This window comes from Pseudomonas sp. NPDC012596, assembly GCF_042902325.1.
Taxonomy (GTDB): domain Bacteria; phylum Pseudomonadota; class Gammaproteobacteria; order Pseudomonadales; family Pseudomonadaceae; genus Aquipseudomonas.
The window spans coordinates 232,219-249,140 of sequence record NZ_JBIBEB010000003.1; the positions used below are offsets into that span (position 1 = coordinate 232,219).

Below are 16,922 nucleotides of genomic sequence, written 5' to 3' on the forward strand. Positions count from 1 at the left end.
CCTCACACCGAAGCCTTGATGATGCTGTCGGCGGCCAGCAGCGACAGCGCCACCCCGGTCAGCGTCGAGTTGACCAGCGCGGCGGTAGGCATCACGCCGGTTCCGCCGAAGTACAGGTTCTCGTGGTCGTGGGCCTGGGCCAGCTTGTTGCACACCGAGGTGTGCGGGTCGCTGCCCATGCTCAAGGTGCCGGTGATGTGCTGGCTGTTGGTGTACTGGCCGCGCTCGGAGAACTTAACCTCGGTGCCGCCAGAGGCCTTCACGCAGTCGGCAAAATGCTCGCGGCAAACGTCGTAGCCACGGTGCACGTACTCGGGGAAGCGGTAGTGCACCTCCATCTTGGGGATGCCCCAGGCGTCTTTCTGGTCGCTGAGGACGATGCGGTTTGCTGGGTCCGGCAACATCTCGAACATCGATTTGAGCAGCACGAAACGTTCTGCGTCGCGCTTGATCTTCTCGTTCAGTTCGTTGCCGTAATAACCCTGGGCCACGTACTTCTCGGTCAGGTAACGGGTCGGGTTGTCGTTGTGCACGTCGATGCGCAAGGCCGAACGCTCGCTGCGAAACGCGCCGTCACGGGTGTTGTTGATGCTGCCCGGGCACATCGGCCCACGCCCCACGTACAGGGGTTCGTCGGCCAGGTATTCCACGGCACTGGCCGGGTGATCCATCAGGCGACGGCCAACCTGGTCGGTGGCGTTGGCCACGCCGTTGGGGTTGCGCTCGTCCTTGGACATCAACAGGATCTTCACGCTTTCCATGGCGTTGGCGGTGAGCAGGAAATGCTTGCCGGTGACCCGATGAATCTCCTTGTTGTGGTCGATGAAGTGGGCGGCGACGATGCGGTTGCCCTCCCCGGTCTCGAGCTTGAACACCACCGCGTTGCTGAGCAGGTTCAGCCCCAGGCCCTGGGCGCGGCGCACCGACATGCTGCCGTTGTACTGGGCACCAATCGGGCAAATGGGCATGCAGTTGTTGTTGCCGCAGCATGCGGGGCGATCGTCGTAGGCAGTGCTGTTGCGCGCCTGCGGGCCAGGCAGCAGCTCCAGGCCAACCGATTGGTAGCGCTGGCGCAGGCGCTCGAACGCGTAGGGCAGCGGCAGTACGTCCATGGGGTATGGCATCGAGCGCGGCGAGCCGTAGTCACCGGCCAGTGCACCGCCGCCAGACACGCCCATCTCGACCTCAGCTTCGCAATAGTAGGGTTCGAGCTCGTCGTAGCTGATCGGCCAGTCCACCGATTGGCCATACAGGGACTGCATACGGAAGTCGTTGGGGATCAACCGCCACGCTTGGCCAGCCCAGTGCCAAGTGGTGCCACCGACGCCGCGGATGTACTGCGCGGTATAGGGTGCCGGGCCCTTCTGGATCAGGTAGCCGTTGTCGTGGGGGACGAAGTTCGGGTGTGGCGCCCATGGCATCATCGGGTACGGCGCCATGTGGTTGTTCTTGTACGCGCCATTGCGGTAGTTGGACACCAGCATGCCCTGGTCCAGCGGTGCGCCGGCCTCGAGCATCAGCACCGACAGGCCCTTGCGCAGCAGCTTTACGGCAGCGGCGCCGCCAGCGGCACCGGCGCCAATGATGACCACGTCGGCCGACATGGGGGTGGAATTCGAATCAGGCATGGCGTTCGGCATCTTTTTGCAGGGCGTAGGCAGGAGGATTGACCCAGAAGTTCGGGCTTCCGGTGCAGTAGCTCGGGGGCTCGACGAAATCGGACACGGCCTGGTACGCCGCCACGCTCTCGAACGCCACGCACTCGCGCACCCCTTCGGCATCCTCGACGGTGCCCAGGTACAGCGCAGTATTCATGCGCAGGAACAGGGTCCTTAGGGCCGGGTCTTTGCTGGCCAATCGTTGCAGGCGCTCGGCTGGGGTATTGGGCGCCGACAGTTCCGGTAGCGTAGCCAGCAACTGCTCGACCAGCGTGTCCAGGCCTGGGAGGGTCGACTGCAGTTTGTGGTGAACCAGGTTGATCAGCTCGCGATCGACACCGATCTGGCCGCAGAGCTGGTCTGCGAGAGCGATGAATGGGGCCGGGGCAACAGGGACTTCGAGTGCGCCACCGGCCGCCAGGGCCTTGGGCAGAAGTGTGGGTGCGCCCAGCGTCAGCAGCATCATGCCAGCGCCGCTGGAGACAAAGAATTCTCGTCTACTAAGCATGGGAAGTACCAATGAATGGAGAGCTGCCCAAGAGGGATGGCACAGTGCCCCCCTGCAAGGCGGCGCCACCCTAGCACATGTTACTAAATGTGTAGTTAATTTTTAACGGCGTTGAAACGCCCTTTCTAGAGCGGTTTAGTGCATTTATCTGCGACTTAAGGTGAGTGGTTTTTCGTGGATAAATCAGCTAGCCCCGGGGCTTCTGTGGCTTGAGGCTTAATGTTTACGGCACTCAGGAAAAATCTTGGGATCCAAAACTGACCGCCAATGCCGCGTCCGATAAACGCACACTTTCGTGACGATGACTGGCTTGAGGGGGCATGTTGTGCAGCCGTTCGTGGCTCCGATAGGCCCGCTATGATGATACTGCGTTGTCTGTAGGAGCTGGCTTGCCTGCGATCGGCTGCGAAGCAGTCGTAAATCCTGAATCCGCATCCTGTCTGGCACTACGCAGATACCGATTTTACGACTGCTGCGCAGCCGATCGCAGGCAAGCCAGCTCCTACAATGACGGCGATACACAAGTGTTTGTAAAGCCCTGGCGCAGGGTCGATACCACTGACATCCATGTAAAGGAGTTATCCATGTCAACGATTTACCCCAGCATCGATCCTGAGGGGCTGATCGAGTACTCGGTGGTCTACACCGACCGCTCGCTCAATCACATGTCCCAGGCATTTCAAGGCGTGATGAAGAACATATCCAGCACCCTGAAACAGGTCTACAACGCCCAGGCTGTTGCGGTGGTCCCAGGCAGCGGCACATTCGGCATGGAGGCAGTGGCACGGCAGTTTGCCACGGGCCAGCAATGCCTGGTGATACGCAACGGCTGGTTCAGTTACCGCTGGAGCCAGATCCTTGAGATGGGCAACATTCCGGCGGCCACCACGGTGCTTAAAGCCCGGCCGATCGACTCGGGTCGCCAGGCAGCGTATGCACCGCCCCCTCTTGACGAAGTAGTGGCAGCCATCAAGGCGCACAAGCCGCAGATCGTGTTCGCCCCCCACGTTGAAACCTCGTCAGGGATTATCCTGCCCGACGACTACTTACGGGCCGTCGGCGACGCCGTGCATGCGGTGGGTGGCTTGTTCGTGCTGGACTGCATCGCCTCCGGCACAGTCTGGGTCGATATGCACAAATGCGCCGTGGACCTGCTGATCAGCGCACCGCAGAAAGGCTGGAGCGCCTCCCCTTGCTGTGCCCTGGTGATGTTCAGCGCGCTGGCCCTCGAGCGTATCGAGCAGACACACAGCAGCAGCTTTGCCTGCGACCTGAAAAAGTGGCTTCAGATCATGCAAGCCTACGAACAGGGCGGCCATGCCTACCATGCAACCATGCCCAGCGACTCGCTCGCGCGCTTCAATGCTGTGATGAACGAGATGCAAGCCTACGGTTTCGACAAGGTCCGCAGCGAGCAACAGGCGCTGGGCGACCGGGTGCGCGCCATGTTGGCCGGCAAAGGCATCAGAAGCGTGGCGGCTGCCGGTTTTCAGGCGCCTGGCGTGGTGGTGAGCTACACCGATGATGCAGGCATCAAGACCGGCAAGAAATTTGCCGACCATGGCCTGCAGATCGCTGCCGGGGTACCGTTGCAATGCGACGAGCCCGCCGATTTCCAGACCTTTCGCATCGGCTTGTTCGGGCTCGAAAAACTGCACAATATCGAGCGCACGGTCAGCACCCTCGAGCAGGCGTTGGACGAAGTCTTGGCCAAGTAAGGCATCAGTTTAGCCGCAGCAGCGACGCAGCTTGGCAGTGGGCTGCGTGCTGCTGGGCCACGAGCCCTAAGTCGCTTTGACCCACTGGCCAGCAGAACAGGAAAACCGAATGGTCTCGTTCGATCTTCAACGCATGCTGCTGGGCGACCTGCCCTTGACCTTTCTTCTGGAGGTCGCCCTCAGGGTCTTCGCAGCCTTTGCTGCCGTCTTCTTCTTCCTCAAGTTCAGCGGCCGACGCGGGATCAAACAGCTCTCCCGCTTCGAGCTGGTCGTTATTCTCACACTCGGCTCCGCTGCCGGCGATGTGACGTTCTACGAGGATGTTCCGCTGCTGCCCGTCGCGTTGGTGTTCCTGACCCTGCTCTTGCTGTATCGGGGGACGGTCCACCTCATGAAGCGCAGCAAGACCTGCGAAGCCTGGATTGATGGGTTACCCATCACCGTGGTGAAAGGTGGAATGTACGAGGTTCATTCACTGCGCAATCTGAATATTTCCGCCAACGAGCTGTTCATGGAGCTGCGCCAACGCGGCGTAGAGCATCTGGGGCAAGTACGTTTGGGCCTGCTGGAAACCGATGGCGAGCTCAGCTTGTATTTCTATGAGCCCGAAGACACCAAGCCAGGGCTGTCAGTGCTGCCCTTCGAACATCGCCCGGAATACACCTCACCGCCCTCTGCCGGCCTCTACTGCTGCGTCAGCTGCGGTTTTCCGACCTACCAGGAAGCGCAAGGCACGGCTGCATGTGAGCGTTGCGGCCATGGCGTATGGTCTCCAGCGCTGAGCACACCTCGCAACCGTTAGCCGATCCCCGTCTACGCTTGTGCCAAACTTTCCAGCTATTGAGGGATGAGGCGTACTCATGGGCAAAGTGCTGTCATCGCGTATCGGCCTGCGTGGCCTGGTTCTTGGCTTTGTCCTGCTCGCCGTGCTGGCCACCTTGTGCAACAGCTTGATCACCGCCTACGGTGTGCAGCGCGACGCGTTGGTGCACTCGGCGCTGGAGGCCAACCGTGCCTACGCCTTCAAGGTCGCCTCGAGCATCGATCAGTTCCTGTACTCGGTGAATGAACGCCTCAAGTACAGCAGCCAGCGCCTTGGCGATGGCTTCGCCAATCAAGCGTTGCTCAAGGAAGAAGCGCGTCGCCTGCAAGCGCAGGACTCGGAGTTGAACACCGTGCTGATCACCGACCCTGCGGGCAAGGTAGTGCAGGCTTACCCGCCTGCGGTGCCGATAGGTTCGAGCGTCAGCTCCGCCGAACTGCACGAAGCGCTCGAACTGCGGCGCCCCTTGGTCAGCCAGGCTTTTACCTCAACCAGCGGCAAGCTGATCGTTTTCGTCTCTCAGCCGATCTTCAGCCCCACAGGCCAGTATCTCGGGCTGGTCGGTGGTTCGGTGTTCCTGCAACAGCGCGGGGTGATGCATTCGCTGATCGGCGAACATCACCTGGAAGGCGCCTTCGCCTTCGTCGCCGACGGCAACCGCCGGTTGCTTTACCACCCCGACCAGCAGCGCATCGGTGAAGTGCTCGGCTGGAGCCAGACGGTGGACAAGGCCTTGCTCGGTGACAGCGGCACAATGGAGACGGTCAATTATCAGGGCGTGCCCATGCTCGCAGGCTTTGCCCACGTGCAGGGCTCCAACTGGGCCGTGGTCGTCCAGCAACCCCGGGAACAGGCGCTGGCACCGCTGGGCAAGCTGATGCGCGACATGCTGGTCAGGATTATCCCGGCCGGCGTGATTGGGCTGCTGCTGATCCTGCTAGGCGTGATGCTGATCACCCGCCCCTTGCGGGCACTGGCCGGCCATGCCATCGACCTTTCGACACCCAACGCCACGGCCGAACTGTCCGCGATCAATGCCTGGTACGCCGAGGCAGCGGCGATCCGCCAGGCGTTGGTACTGCAGTCGCAACAGCTGCAGCAGAAGATCGGCACCTTGAACGCCGCAGCCGACACCGACCCGTTGACCGGCCTTGCCAACCGGCGCGCGATGAACGCAGCACTCCAGGCGCTCGACTCGACTCAACAGACCTATTCGGCGCTGGCGTTGGACATCGATCACTTCAAGCGGGTGAACGACACTTTCGGCCATGATGCAGGTGACCTGACTTTGCAAAAGGTCGCCCAAGTGATACGTGACTGCACCCGGGCCGGGGACCTGGCGTGCAGGGCCGGTGGAGAAGAGTTCTGCCTGCTGCTGCCGAACACTGCGCTGAGCACGGCCTACGAGGTGGCCGAGCGCATCCGCACGACGCTCAGCGGTATCTCGCTGCCGCAGGTCGGCACGGTGACCATTTCCATCGGCGGGGCCTGCCGGGACGCAGCCACGCCTGACGCACCGGCAATCCTCAAGCGCGCCGACCAGCGTCTGTACCTGGCCAAACAGAACGGGCGTAACCGGGTGGTGACTGATGATTGCTTGACGCTCAACTGAAGCGCGCACTGTGCATGGCTGTTGGCAGCGCAGTCATGTACCCTCCCTCGCGCCATGCAATCGCCCGGAAATCGATTTTGTCCTCCAATGCCTTGACCCCCCGTGAAACCTACCAGCTGCTACGTGATATCGCGCTGGGTATTCGCACCATGCGCCGCCTTGGCGAGCAAAGCTGGGCGCAGGTCCAGCCCGGCTTGATGACGGTGGAGGTAGAAGGTTGGGTGCTCACCTTCTGCAACGACAGCGACACCCTGGGTTACTGCGCCAGCTGTTACGCACCAGACGGCAGGGCCTATGTCCTGGGCTCAGACCAGAAATTCGGCACCGACCCGATCGAGCTGATGAGTACCTGGGAGCACGGCGAGTTGCAGCGGCTGCTCAAGGCACTTTGACGCCAGCCACGGGCGCCTGGCCCTGCCGCTGTTGCAAGGCCAGGTGCTGCCTCAGGAGGGGTTAGGCACGAGCAGAATCTTGCCGCCCCGCTCGCCCTTGGCTGCGGCAGCGACCGCCGCCTTGACTTGGCTCAGATCATAGGTCGCTTCGATGGGCGCACTGAGCTTCCCTGCGGCTACCAACCCAGCCAGTTCGGCAAAAAGCTGGGCCTGTTGGGCCGGGCTGGTGGTGCGGAACCATCGAGCCAGCCAAAAGCCTTTGGCTGTGACGTCATTGAATACCAGGTCTCGGGCCGACAGCTCGGACGGCGCCCCGCTCAGCGCGCCGTAGGTCACGACCGTACCGCTTTCAGCCAGCGTGGCTGCCAGGTACCGGGTAGATGCGCCGCCCACGGCATCAATCGCCAGCTTGATAGCTGCGCCTTCGGTAGCCGCTTTCACCCGGGCGGCCAGATCGTCGCCATCCACCAGCACAACATCGCCACCCAGCGCAGCGACGCCTGCCACTGCTGACTCCCGCCGTACCACGTTTACAGTTCGAACCCCGCGCAAGGCCGCCAACTGGACCACATAACTGCCTACAGCCGAGTTTGCGGCGTTCTGGATAATCCAGTCCCCTGGCTGCAATTGCACAAAATCACTCAACAACAGCGCTGCGGTCGGCGGGTTGACGGCGAGCATGGACAGCTGGGCGTAATCGGCCACATCCGGTAACGCAATCAGACGCGCGGCATCCGCGACCAGGTGGGTAGCCCAGGTGCCGGAGCCTACGGGCAACAGCACAACCTGGCCGACCGCAATATGGTCGGCCCCGGGCCCGCGTTCGATCACCCGGCCGACACCTTCATTTCCGCCCACGGCAGGCAGTGGCGGCAGCGAGCCGTACTGGCCTGTGAGCGTCAGCACATCACTTGGGTTGATAGGCGCTGCCATCACTTCAAGCAGTACTTGCCCCGGTTGCAGGTCAGGCACTTCAAACGGTACGGCTTCGATAACAGCTTCAGGTACAGGGCCACGTTCAGTGTATCGGGCCTGGAGTTTGGTGGCTGGCATGGGTCGGTTTCCTCGCATTCAGGGTGCCGCAAGACTAGGAAAAAATCCTCCAGCCCGAAATCGTCATAATAGGTAATATGTTTTGTCTTTAAGGCAATAGTGCCCCGAGTGTGATGTGATGGACAAACTGCGTGCCCTGAATTACTTCCTCAAAGTGGCCGAAACACTTAGCTTCACCGAAGCTGCGAAAGCTTTCGACGTGCCAGCCTCATCGATCTCCCGCAGGGTGTCCGAGCTTGAAGCCGCCCTCGGCGCGCAGCTGCTGCACAGGACCACCCGCACGGTCCGGCTCACTGAAGCGGGTGAACTCTACCTGGGGCAGGTGCGAGTAGGCATGGCCCAGCTCACCGCCGCAGAAGAGCATTTGCGCGAGCGCGGCAACAAACCAGGCGGCACGCTGCGCATCAGCTGTATGGCGGGTTACGGCAGGGTCATGCTGATGCCGGTACTGCAGGCCTTCAGTGAGCAGTACCCGGACATCCTCCTCGACGTGCACTTAAGCGACGAATTGGTCGACCTGGGCGGCGACCAGTTCGATATCACCATCCGTGGCGGCGCGCAGCCTGAAAACCGCGTAGTCGCGCGTCGGCTCGACGCGAACCGTTTCGTCCTCGCAGCATCGCCCCGTTATCTCGCGACCCATGGCGTACCGAAATCCCTGGCGGATTTGGCCGGCCATTCGGCGCTGCTGTATCGCGGCCCGAGCAACGTGCTCAAATGGGTTGGCTTCGATGGCACCCACTGGATCAACCCCGCTGTCATACCGGCGTTCATCAGCAATGACGGCGCCAGCCTCCTGGCGCTAGCCTGCCGGCATCGGGGCATGGTTCTGCTACCAGAATGGAGCTTGAAAGGTTACCTTGCGCGGGGTGAGTTGGTGGCGGTGGCGCTCGAGCAGCACTTATCCGTTACCCGGAGCGATCAGGTCGGCATTTTCATGCTTTACCTGCAGGCTCGATACTCGATCCCAAAAATCCGCGTAGCCGTCGAGTTCATTCATGAGCGACTTGCCCGACCAGACGAGGGTGCTGGCAGTTGAGCGCTGTTTCAGCCTGGCTGCGCGACCCACTACTTTTACCGCTGGAAGCCTTGATGAATAAATTGATCCTGCCTGTTGCCATCTTCGTCAGCGTGATCATCGCGGGCAAAATAGCCGAGCATTACGAGATGCAGGGCAGTTGGAAAATCGGCGTGCTGTGCGTTGTGGCCGCCGCCGTGCAGATCGCGGTGACGCGCTACCAACGCTCGCGCCAGTAGCAAGCGCTCACTGCCCCTCACATCAGGCAATAGAACTCGCTGACCTCTGCAACGATCTGGCCCTTGGCATCGTACAGGCGTGCCTCTGGGGTCAGCGCCATGGAGCGCGCTTCCAGCACATAACGTTCGCCCGCTTTGAAATGCCCGTACGGGATCGTCAGGTAGCACTGGCGAACGGTGGTACCGCCCATCATGCTCATCCCTCCACCGCCGCCCACCTCGTAGTCGAACCTGACGATCAGCTCATGGCTACCCGGGCTTACCTGAAAGAAGCGCCCGTCGCTCAGGCGTTGTTTATCCAGACGCTCAGCCATCAGCACGCGGTCATTGGGAAATGGCACCGAGAAATCGACCCAGGCCATCTGTGGATTGGCGGTTGGCATGGGGGCCTGGCAACCCGCAACCGCCAGGGTTGCGAGTAAAGGCATCAATCTGCGCATGATGGGTGTCCCAAGCGTGGTTGCCGCAACAGGGTACTGACGTTCAGCGTCAGCGTTTCGAGCGCAAAGGGTTTGGTCAGTACAGCAGTGTTGGCTTCCAGCGCAGCCCCTTCAAGAATGTGCGGCTGCACGTAGCCGGTCATGAACAGGACCGGCAAACCTGGCCGGGACAAACGCGCGGTCTCGGCCATCTGCCGGCCGTCGATGCCGCCCGGCAAGCCGATGTCCGTCACCAGCAGGTCGATACGGGTGTCTGACCGCAGCAGTTGCAGGCCGGCGAGGCTATCAGCGGCCTCGATGACCACGTACCCGCAGCTGCCAAGCGTTTCGCTCACGAACATGCGCACGGACGGCTCGTCATCGACGACCAGCACCGTTTCCCCTGGCGAGGCTGACGGCGCCTGCACGGGTGGTTTCGAACGTTCCTCGCGCTCGACCTGCGCGGCGTGGCCAGGTAGCTGCAGGTAGACGCGTGTACCAGCCCCCTCTTGCGAGGTGATCTTCACCTGCCCACCCGACTGCTTGGCGAACCCGTACACCATCGACAAGCCCAGGCCGGTGCCCGCGCCGACGGGCTTTGTGGTGAAAAATGGCTCGAATGCCTTGGACAGCGTATCGGCATTCATGCCAATGCCATTGTCGGCTACGCAGATGGTCAGGAAGGTACCCGGTGTAAGTTCAGGGTCCAGGTCCGGCCCCTGCTCGAGCACTTGGTTGCAGGTACTGATGGCAATTTCGACGCCCCCTGCGTCACGCGCGTTGATGCACAGGTTCAGCAATGCATTTTCAACTTGTGCAGGGTCCACCAGGCAGACGCTCGATTGTGCCTGCAATGCCACCCGCAGGTTGATCGATGGGCCAACGGTACGGCGGATCAGCTCTTCCATATCGCTGATCAAACGGTTCACGTCCGTTTGCACCGGCAATAACGTCTGCCGGCGCGAGAACGCCAGCAGCCTGTGGGTCAGTGAGGCCGCCCGCTGCGCGGCGCCATGCGCCACCGACAGATAACGTTCCACGTCGGCGACACGGCCTTGTTTCAGGCGGATCTGGATCAGGTCCAGGCTGCCGGTGATCCCCGCCAGCAGATTATTGAAATCATGGGCGATGCCCCCGGTCAGCTGGCCGACCGCTTCCATCTTCTGTGATTGACGCAGCGCCGCCTGGGCCGCTTCGCGTTCAGCAACCGCCTGCTCGACCCGTGCCTCGAGGGTGCGGTTCAGCTCCAGCAGTTTCGATTCGGCGCTTTTGCGCGCCGTCACGTCGATGGAGGAGCCGATCAGCCCGATCACCTCCCCCGTATCGCTCAGCAGTGGCGCCTTGATCGAGAGCCAGTAGGTTGCCGAGCCATCCGGCATGTCCACGCGTTCTTCCACTTGCTCCGCAACACCACCGCGCATGATGCGCTGATCGGTCTCCATCACCTGGCGGGCCTGGGCCTTGTCTTCCAGAAACTCCACATCGGTCTTGCCCAGATAGAACTGCGGCGGCTTGCCGATCAGCCGAGTGGCGCCATCGTTGGCCACCAGCATGCGCCCCTCAAGGTCCTTGGCGTAGACCACACCGGGTACCGCAGCGGTGAAGGTACGCAGCAACGCTGACATCCGGTCGCGTTCGGCCTCGGCCGAGCGGCGCGATTCGATGTCCATCAGCACGCCTGGGAAGCGCACCGCCACGCCTTCGCTGTTCAGCTCCGCGCGGCCGTTGGCCTCGATCCAGCGATAACAGCCGTCCTCCTGGCGCACCCGATATTCGCAGCGGAACGCCCCGCCCCGGTCCATGGCGCCCTGGATGTCCGCCCAGACGCCCTCGCGGTCGTCTGGGTGAATGGATGCAAAAGCCTCCTCGATCGCTATCCCTGCCATGCACCGGTCCGCGGGCAGCCCGAAGGAACGGGAGAAACGTTCGTCCGCCGTCACGCGGTTATCGGGAATGTCCCACACCCAAGTGCCGATGATGGCGCCGGCGTCGAGGGCCAGTTGCAATCGCTCGGCGGCATTGGTGGGAAAAGCCTTTTCCTGATCCTGCGCCGCAGACGTGCTGGTATGGCTGGAAGTACCCAGGCTCTCGCGATCCATGATTCATCTCTTCGTTGCACTGCCTGTATGGTCGCATATGACAGCCAATTGCGCAGGTGGTGCAACACGCCTGAGCCGCGTGCGGCTCAGAGCTGAAACCGCTTCATCATCCCGTTCAAGCCAATCGACAAGCTGGCCAGCTCCTGGCTCGCCGCGCTGATCTGGTCCGCACCCTCCGAGGTTTGCACCGCCAGGTCCCTGATGTTCAGCAGGTTGCGGTCCACTTCCCGGGCCACTTGAGCCTGTTCTTCAGTGGCACTGGCCACCACCAGGTTGCGCTCATGGATCGCGCTGGCGCCGTTGCTGATCTCATCCAGTGCCTGCCCGGCCAGCTCGGCCACCTGCAAGGTATGGCCCACCTGCTGGCTGTTGCTCTGCATCGACTGCACTACCCGCGCCGTGCCGCTGCGGATGGCATTGACCATTTCCTCGATCTCCAGCGTCGAGCTCTGGGTACGAGCTGCCAGCGCCCGCACTTCATCCGCCACCACGGCAAAACCGCGCCCGGCCTCACCCGCCCTCGCCGCCTCGATCGCGGCATTGAGCGCCAGCAGGTTGGTCTGCCCGGCAATCGCGCCAATCACGTCGAGCACCTTGCCGACCTGCTGGGACTGCACCGACAGCGCTTCGATCTGCCGCGACGCCTCATGCACATCGTCACTCATCTTGCTGATCGAGCTGATCGCCTCGCCCACCCGCTCACGACCGCGGCGTGCCGCGTCTTCCGACTGACGGGAGACTTCGGAGGTGCTGACGGTGTTGCGCGCCACCTCCTCCACCGCGACGCTCATCTCGGTTACCGCAGTGGCGGCCTGCTGGATTTCGTCGCTTTGCCGATTGAGGTCGCGGGAGGTTTGCTGGGTAATCGCCGACATCTGTTCGCTGGCCGCCGCCAGCTGGTGCGAGGAGTCGCCGATCAGGCGCAGGGCATCTTTCAGGCTGGCCTGCATGGCCGCCAAGGCGTGCATCAGCTGGGTGGCCTCATCACGGCCGCTGGCGTGCACGGTGTGGGAAAGATCGCCGCCTGCAATGTTCTGGGCCACGCCGATGGCTTCGCGCAGCGGGCTGACGATGCTGCGGGTCAACAGCCAGGCAAGGGCAATGGTCAGCACCAGCACCAGGCCGATGACGCCGAAGGTCAGGTACAGGGCGCGCTGGTAATCGTCGCGGGCCTTGGCCGTGTACTGTTCGGCGGCGTCGCTGCTGAGCTTGACCAGGTTGTCGTAGAGTTCGCCAATGCGGTTGGAGATGTCCTGCATGGCGCCGCTGAGCATGGCCTGCATCTGCGGCACCTGGTTCTGCTCGGACAACCTTTTGTATTGGTCGAGCAGCACGTGGTACTGCCCGATCAACTGCTGCATCTCGGCAAACACCGGCTTGCCTGCCGCCGGCATCACTGCGCCATAGCCTTTGACGCCGTTGTCCAGCAAACCTTTGAGTACCTCCAGGCGCGCCAGGGTCGGCGCTAGCTGCGCAGGCTCGCGGGCAATGGCCATGCGCAGGGTGATGACCCGCAAGCCCAGCGTATGGCTGCGGACTTCACCCAGGTAGCGGGTGCCGACGTTGGTCACCTGCTCGGTGTACACCACGGCTTCGCGCATGCTGGAGATCTTGTTGATGGAAAACAGCCCGAGCACCACCACAAGGGCGGCGATCAGGCTGAAACTCAGGTAAGAGCGGGTGGCGATGTTGAGGTGGCGCAGGGGCATGGCGACGCATCCAAGTGGCAGTGGAATGTACTGCCCATTACGTTCGGCATGGCTCGCAGAAGGTTTAGTGCTCGAATGCGCCTAATGCTCGATAATCGAACACTACTCAAAAATGCGCCTTCAGCAACACGCTCAGCGCATTCTGATCGGTCGGGAACCCGTGGCTGTCCTCGATCCCATACTTGTCCGACCAGTAATCCCACTCGACCCCCGCGTAAAACCGCTTCGGGGTATGGCCCAGCGCCTTGCCCACGTCGTATTTGATTTGCGGGTTGAAGTGAAAACTCTTCGCCACATAGTTGGACGTGCCCTTGCGCCCGACATCATTCACATACCACTCCAGGTAACCGTCGAACAGAATGTCCGACCTACCCAACGGCAGGGTCATCGCCCAGGTCGGGTTTATCTGCCATTGCCCCGATGCCTTGCCGGTGATGCCGTCGGGCTTGCGGTAGTAGGTGTTGAGCGAAAAGCGGTCGAAGCCCGGGATCAGCAGGTCCACGGCAGGGCCCAGCAGGTACTTGCGATTGCGCCCCTCACCGCGCTCGTAGGTGGCAGCGACCAATACATCCTTGACGATGCCATAGCGCAGGCTCTGCCCGCTGACCTTGCCCAGCGACAAGCGCGGGGAGAATTCACCGTAGTAGGTATGCCCGTCATTGCCGGACAACCCGTTCGACCATTTGTTGTCGACGAACAGGAACACGTCGCCCCAGGTCCAGCCGCTGGCATGCTCGAAGGTGATGGTCTGCTGAATGTCGTTGCCGGTGCCGTCGACTTTGTAGTTATGGCCATACAGGTAGCTAAGGCTGTTGTCGCTCCACATCAACGGGCCGGCCTGCGCGCTGGCGCTGGCCAAGGCGCAGAGTGGCAGGAAGCTGTGGCATAGCCAGGCAAGAGGGTCGAGTTTCATGTGCATCCCTTGGGTCGAGGTGGGTGAGGTTCACCGGCAAGGGACGCAGCGGACGGACCTCTCCTCTGGCCACAGTGCAGACTGTGGCGCCACCCTTGCCGGGCGTGCGGCGCGAGGCCGCCAGAGCAATGTCCCATGCCATTTCAGGCACTGACCGCTTCTACTCGGCTTAGCCTTAGCAGGGCGCGTGCCAAGTGATCGAATACAGTCTTGGTCGGTGATTGTGGCCAATGTGCCAACTCAATGAATACCGATAAGCAGCCATATTGCGCACTTTAATAGCGCTGGCCATCGCTGCCTTGCACCTTCTCGGTTCACGACCTGCCCTCGCCATACGAATGCAGGCGCGGCGTAGGCGGCATTGAGAAATTGGCACGCTTCTGGCTTTGTCCACCTTTGAGTAGAAGCGGTCAGTGCCAGGCATGGCATGGGGCATTGCTCTTGCGCCTCCGGTGGGGCGTACATCCGAGCGGATGTTTGCACGCGGCCTGATAGCCCTGGGCAATAGAGAAGTGTCGGCCGTGATCGTGCGTGCAATGCGCTGTCTCGTGTGCCCCGTTCTCCCCGCTCGGTCCTGTTGCTGGCGTGCTCATGAGCACCCCGGCGGATTTCGAATCGAGGTGGAGAACAATCATGAAAAACCGCTTTGCTTTGGCTCACCCGCTTCGCTCGCTGTTGGCAGCGGCGGTGCTCCCCGCAATGGTCGGCAGTGCCCCGGTGGCGATGGCCAACGACAAGGTCGTGTTGCTCACCTCCTGGTACGCCCAGGCCGAACAAGGTGGCTTCTACCAGGCCGTGGCCGAGGGGTTGTACGCCCAGGAAGGCCTGGATGTCACCATCCGCATGGGCGGCCCGCAGGTCAATGGCATGCAACTGCTGGTGAGCAAGCAGGCCGATTTCATCGTCAACTACGACCTGCAGGTCCTCAAGAGCGTGGAGCAAGGGCTGCCGGTGGTAGCGGTAGCCGCACCGTTCCAAGGTGACCCGCAGGGCTTGATGACCCACGCCGACGTCGCCGCCCTGGACGGCCTAAAAAACAAGCAAGTGCTGGTGTCCACCTCCGGCCAGCAAACCTGGTGGCCTTGGCTCAAGGGCAAGTACCAGCTCGAGGACAACCAGGCGCGGCCCTATACCTTCAACCTGCAGCCGTTCCTGGCTGGCGCTGACACCACCCAGCAGGCCTATGCCAGTTCGGAACTGTTCCAGGCCATCAAGGCAGGCCAGAAACCCAATTTCTTCTTGTTCGCCGATGCCGGCTACCCGCCCTACGGCTCTACGCTGGTTACCCGCCAGGACGTCATCGAGCAGAACCCGGAGCGCGTTGCAGGGTTTGTCCGCGCCTCACTCGAAGGCTGGAAGCGCTACCTGGAAAACCCCGCCGCAGGCAACGCGCTGATCAAGCGCGACAACCCCAACATGAGCGATGAGCTGCTGGCCTGGGGCGTCTCGACCCTCAAGCAATACCAGCTGGTGACCGGTGGCGAGGCAGCCACCCAGGGCATCGGCACGATGAACGACGCCCGCTGGCAAGCCACGCGCGACTTCATGGTCGAGGCCGGCCTGCTTGGCGCCGCCGCCCCTTGGCAGCAGGCCTACACAACCCGCTTCGTGCAAGGCCTCAAGGTGCTGCCCGGCAACTTCCAGGCCGCCAGCCGCTGAACCCCATAACAACATTCAACGCCGTGAGGAAACTGGATCATGTTGGTCACCAAACAACCTGTGTTGCGCCGCTTCTGGTACGCCCTGCTGCCCATGACCGCCCTGGACGACGGGCCAAAACCGTTCACCTTGCTCGGTGAAGCCCTGGTGCTGTGGAAGCACCCGAATGGCACCCCGGTAGCGATGCGCGACCGTTGCTGCCACCGCACCGCCAAACTGTCCAAAGGCTTTGTCAGCGAAGACGGCAATATCGCCTGCGGCTACCATGGCTGGGAATACGACTGCAGCGGCACCTGCGTGAAGATCCCGCAGAACCCCACGGGTGCCATCCCGCCCCGCGCGGCGGTCAAGGCCTATCACTGCCAGGAAAAATACGGCTATGCCTGGGTGGCCCTGGACGATCCGCTGCAGCCGATTCCCGAGTTCCCCGAAGACGGCGCATCCGGCTACCGGCGTATCTTCCAATTCTATGAAGAGTGGAAAACCAGCCCCCTGCGGGTCATGGAAAACGCCTTCGACAACTCGCATTTTTCTTTTGTGCACAAGGCCAACTTCGGCCTGTTCGACCAGCCCCAACCGGCCCGCTACGAATTTCGCGAAACCGATTACGGCTTCGAGGCCGAAACCCGCGTGCCAGTGCGCAACCCCGAAGAAAGCTTCGCCATCACCGGCACCCGTGCGCCGATCACCGAGCGCCACCTGGTCAACCGCTATTACCTGCCGTTCTCCCGGCGTTTTGGCTGCATGTACCCGGACAGCGGCATCCACCACATCATCTACAACTGCGCCACGCCGATCGATGACGGCCGGCTGATGCTGGTGCAGTGGTTGTACCGCAACGACAGCGAAGCACAGTGCTCGACCCAGGCGCTGATCGACTGGGACGCCGCGATCACCGCCGAAGACCGCGACATCCTCGAGGCCACCGACCCGGACGCCTGCATCGATACCCGCCGGCGCGTCGAGCTGCACATGCCCTCGGACAAGCCCGGCCTGGTAATCCGCCGGCAACTGCAGGGCCTGCTCGAAGCCCATGGCGAAAGCGAAGTGTTCGCCAGCCACTGACCGCCTGTTCAGCGCCCCGGTGCGCCGGGGCATACGC

General features: G+C 62.1%; 15 protein-coding genes. 8 read left to right on the plus strand and 7 right to left on the minus strand.

Annotation, left to right across the window (positions count from 1 at the left end):
• Positions 1–2: 2 nt before the first annotated feature.
• Together ACFY68_RS05715 and ACFY68_RS05720 are read right to left on the minus strand one after the other, a co-directional pair.
• A complete protein-coding gene (locus ACFY68_RS05715; RefSeq protein WP_387524299.1) occupies positions 3–1,628 on the minus strand; it encodes a GMC family oxidoreductase in 1,626 nt (541 codons plus the stop codon).
• Positions 1,621–2,166, minus strand: a complete 546-nt coding sequence (locus ACFY68_RS05720) for a sugar dehydrogenase complex small subunit (RefSeq protein ID WP_387524301.1) — start codon at positions 2,164–2,166, stop codon at positions 1,621–1,623. Before ACFY68_RS05720 ends, ACFY68_RS05715 begins: the two co-directional genes overlap by 8 nt.
• A gap of 584 nt (positions 2,167–2,750) precedes the next feature.
• Between ACFY68_RS05720 and ACFY68_RS05725 the strand changes: the two genes are divergently transcribed.
• The 4 genes from ACFY68_RS05725 (at position 2,751) to ACFY68_RS05740 (ending at position 6,711) form a co-directional block, all read left to right on the plus strand.
• A complete protein-coding gene (locus ACFY68_RS05725; RefSeq protein WP_387524304.1) occupies positions 2,751–3,884 on the plus strand; it encodes an alanine--glyoxylate aminotransferase family protein in 1,134 nt (377 codons plus the stop codon).
• Positions 3,885–3,993: 109 nt separating this feature from the next.
• A complete protein-coding gene (locus ACFY68_RS05730; protein WP_346613382.1) occupies positions 3,994–4,686 on the plus strand; it encodes a YetF domain-containing protein in 693 nt (230 codons plus the stop codon).
• Between the two features lie 58 nt (positions 4,687–4,744).
• A complete protein-coding gene (locus tag ACFY68_RS05735) occupies positions 4,745–6,319 on the plus strand; it encodes a sensor domain-containing diguanylate cyclase (RefSeq protein ID WP_387524306.1) in 1,575 nt (524 codons plus the stop codon).
• A gap of 77 nt (positions 6,320–6,396) precedes the next feature.
• A complete protein-coding gene (locus ACFY68_RS05740) occupies positions 6,397–6,711 on the plus strand; it encodes a hypothetical protein (RefSeq protein ID WP_387524309.1) in 315 nt (104 codons plus the stop codon).
• Positions 6,712–6,762: 51 nt separating this feature from the next.
• Here ACFY68_RS05740 and ACFY68_RS05745 read toward each other — a convergent pair whose 3' ends face one another.
• Positions 6,763–7,764, minus strand: coding sequence for a zinc-dependent alcohol dehydrogenase family protein (locus ACFY68_RS05745; protein ID WP_387524312.1), 1,002 nt, complete (start codon positions 7,762–7,764; stop codon positions 6,763–6,765).
• A 118-nt stretch (positions 7,765–7,882) separates the two neighbouring features.
• Here ACFY68_RS05745 and ACFY68_RS05750 point away from each other — a divergent pair, with 118 nt between their 5' ends.
• Positions 7,883–8,803, plus strand: a complete 921-nt coding sequence (locus tag ACFY68_RS05750) for a LysR substrate-binding domain-containing protein (RefSeq protein WP_387524315.1) — start codon at positions 7,883–7,885, stop codon at positions 8,801–8,803.
• 53 nt (positions 8,804–8,856) lie between these two features.
• Positions 8,857–9,021 carry a hypothetical protein gene (locus ACFY68_RS05755; RefSeq protein WP_387524318.1) on the plus strand — a complete coding sequence of 55 codons (165 nt, stop codon included), beginning with the start codon at positions 8,857–8,859 and terminating at the stop codon, positions 9,019–9,021.
• A 17-nt stretch (positions 9,022–9,038) separates the two neighbouring features.
• On the opposite strand, the gene ACFY68_RS05760 is transcribed toward ACFY68_RS05755, so the two are convergent.
• The 4 genes from ACFY68_RS05760 to ACFY68_RS05775 form a co-directional block, all read right to left on the minus strand.
• Positions 9,039–9,461: a hypothetical protein gene (locus ACFY68_RS05760; RefSeq protein WP_387524321.1), complete on the minus strand. Its 423-nt coding sequence runs from the start codon at positions 9,459–9,461 to the stop codon at positions 9,039–9,041.
• Positions 9,449–11,539 (minus strand): PAS domain-containing protein, encoded by a 2,091-nt coding sequence (locus ACFY68_RS05765; RefSeq protein ID WP_387524324.1) that lies wholly within the window; start codon positions 11,537–11,539, stop codon positions 9,449–9,451. The genes ACFY68_RS05760 and ACFY68_RS05765 overlap by 13 nt, the downstream gene beginning before the upstream one ends.
• 86 nt (positions 11,540–11,625) lie before the next feature.
• Positions 11,626–13,248, minus strand: a complete 1,623-nt coding sequence (locus ACFY68_RS05770) for a methyl-accepting chemotaxis protein (RefSeq protein ID WP_387524327.1) — start codon at positions 13,246–13,248, stop codon at positions 11,626–11,628.
• 106 nt (positions 13,249–13,354) lie between these two features.
• Positions 13,355–14,161 (minus strand): outer membrane protein OmpK, encoded by an 807-nt coding sequence (locus ACFY68_RS05775; RefSeq protein ID WP_387524330.1) that lies wholly within the window; start codon positions 14,159–14,161, stop codon positions 13,355–13,357.
• A 633-nt stretch (positions 14,162–14,794) separates the two neighbouring features.
• Between ACFY68_RS05775 and ACFY68_RS05780 the strand changes: the two genes are divergently transcribed.
• Together ACFY68_RS05780 and ACFY68_RS05785 are read left to right on the plus strand one after the other, a co-directional pair.
• Complete coding sequence (locus tag ACFY68_RS05780) at positions 14,795–15,820, plus strand: ABC transporter substrate-binding protein (RefSeq protein ID WP_387524332.1); 1,026 nt, start codon at positions 14,795–14,797, stop codon at positions 15,818–15,820.
• A 39-nt stretch (positions 15,821–15,859) separates the two neighbouring features.
• Positions 15,860–16,885, plus strand: a complete 1,026-nt coding sequence (locus ACFY68_RS05785; protein ID WP_387524335.1) for a Rieske 2Fe-2S domain-containing protein — start codon at positions 15,860–15,862, stop codon at positions 16,883–16,885.
• Positions 16,886–16,922: the final 37 nt, after the last annotated feature.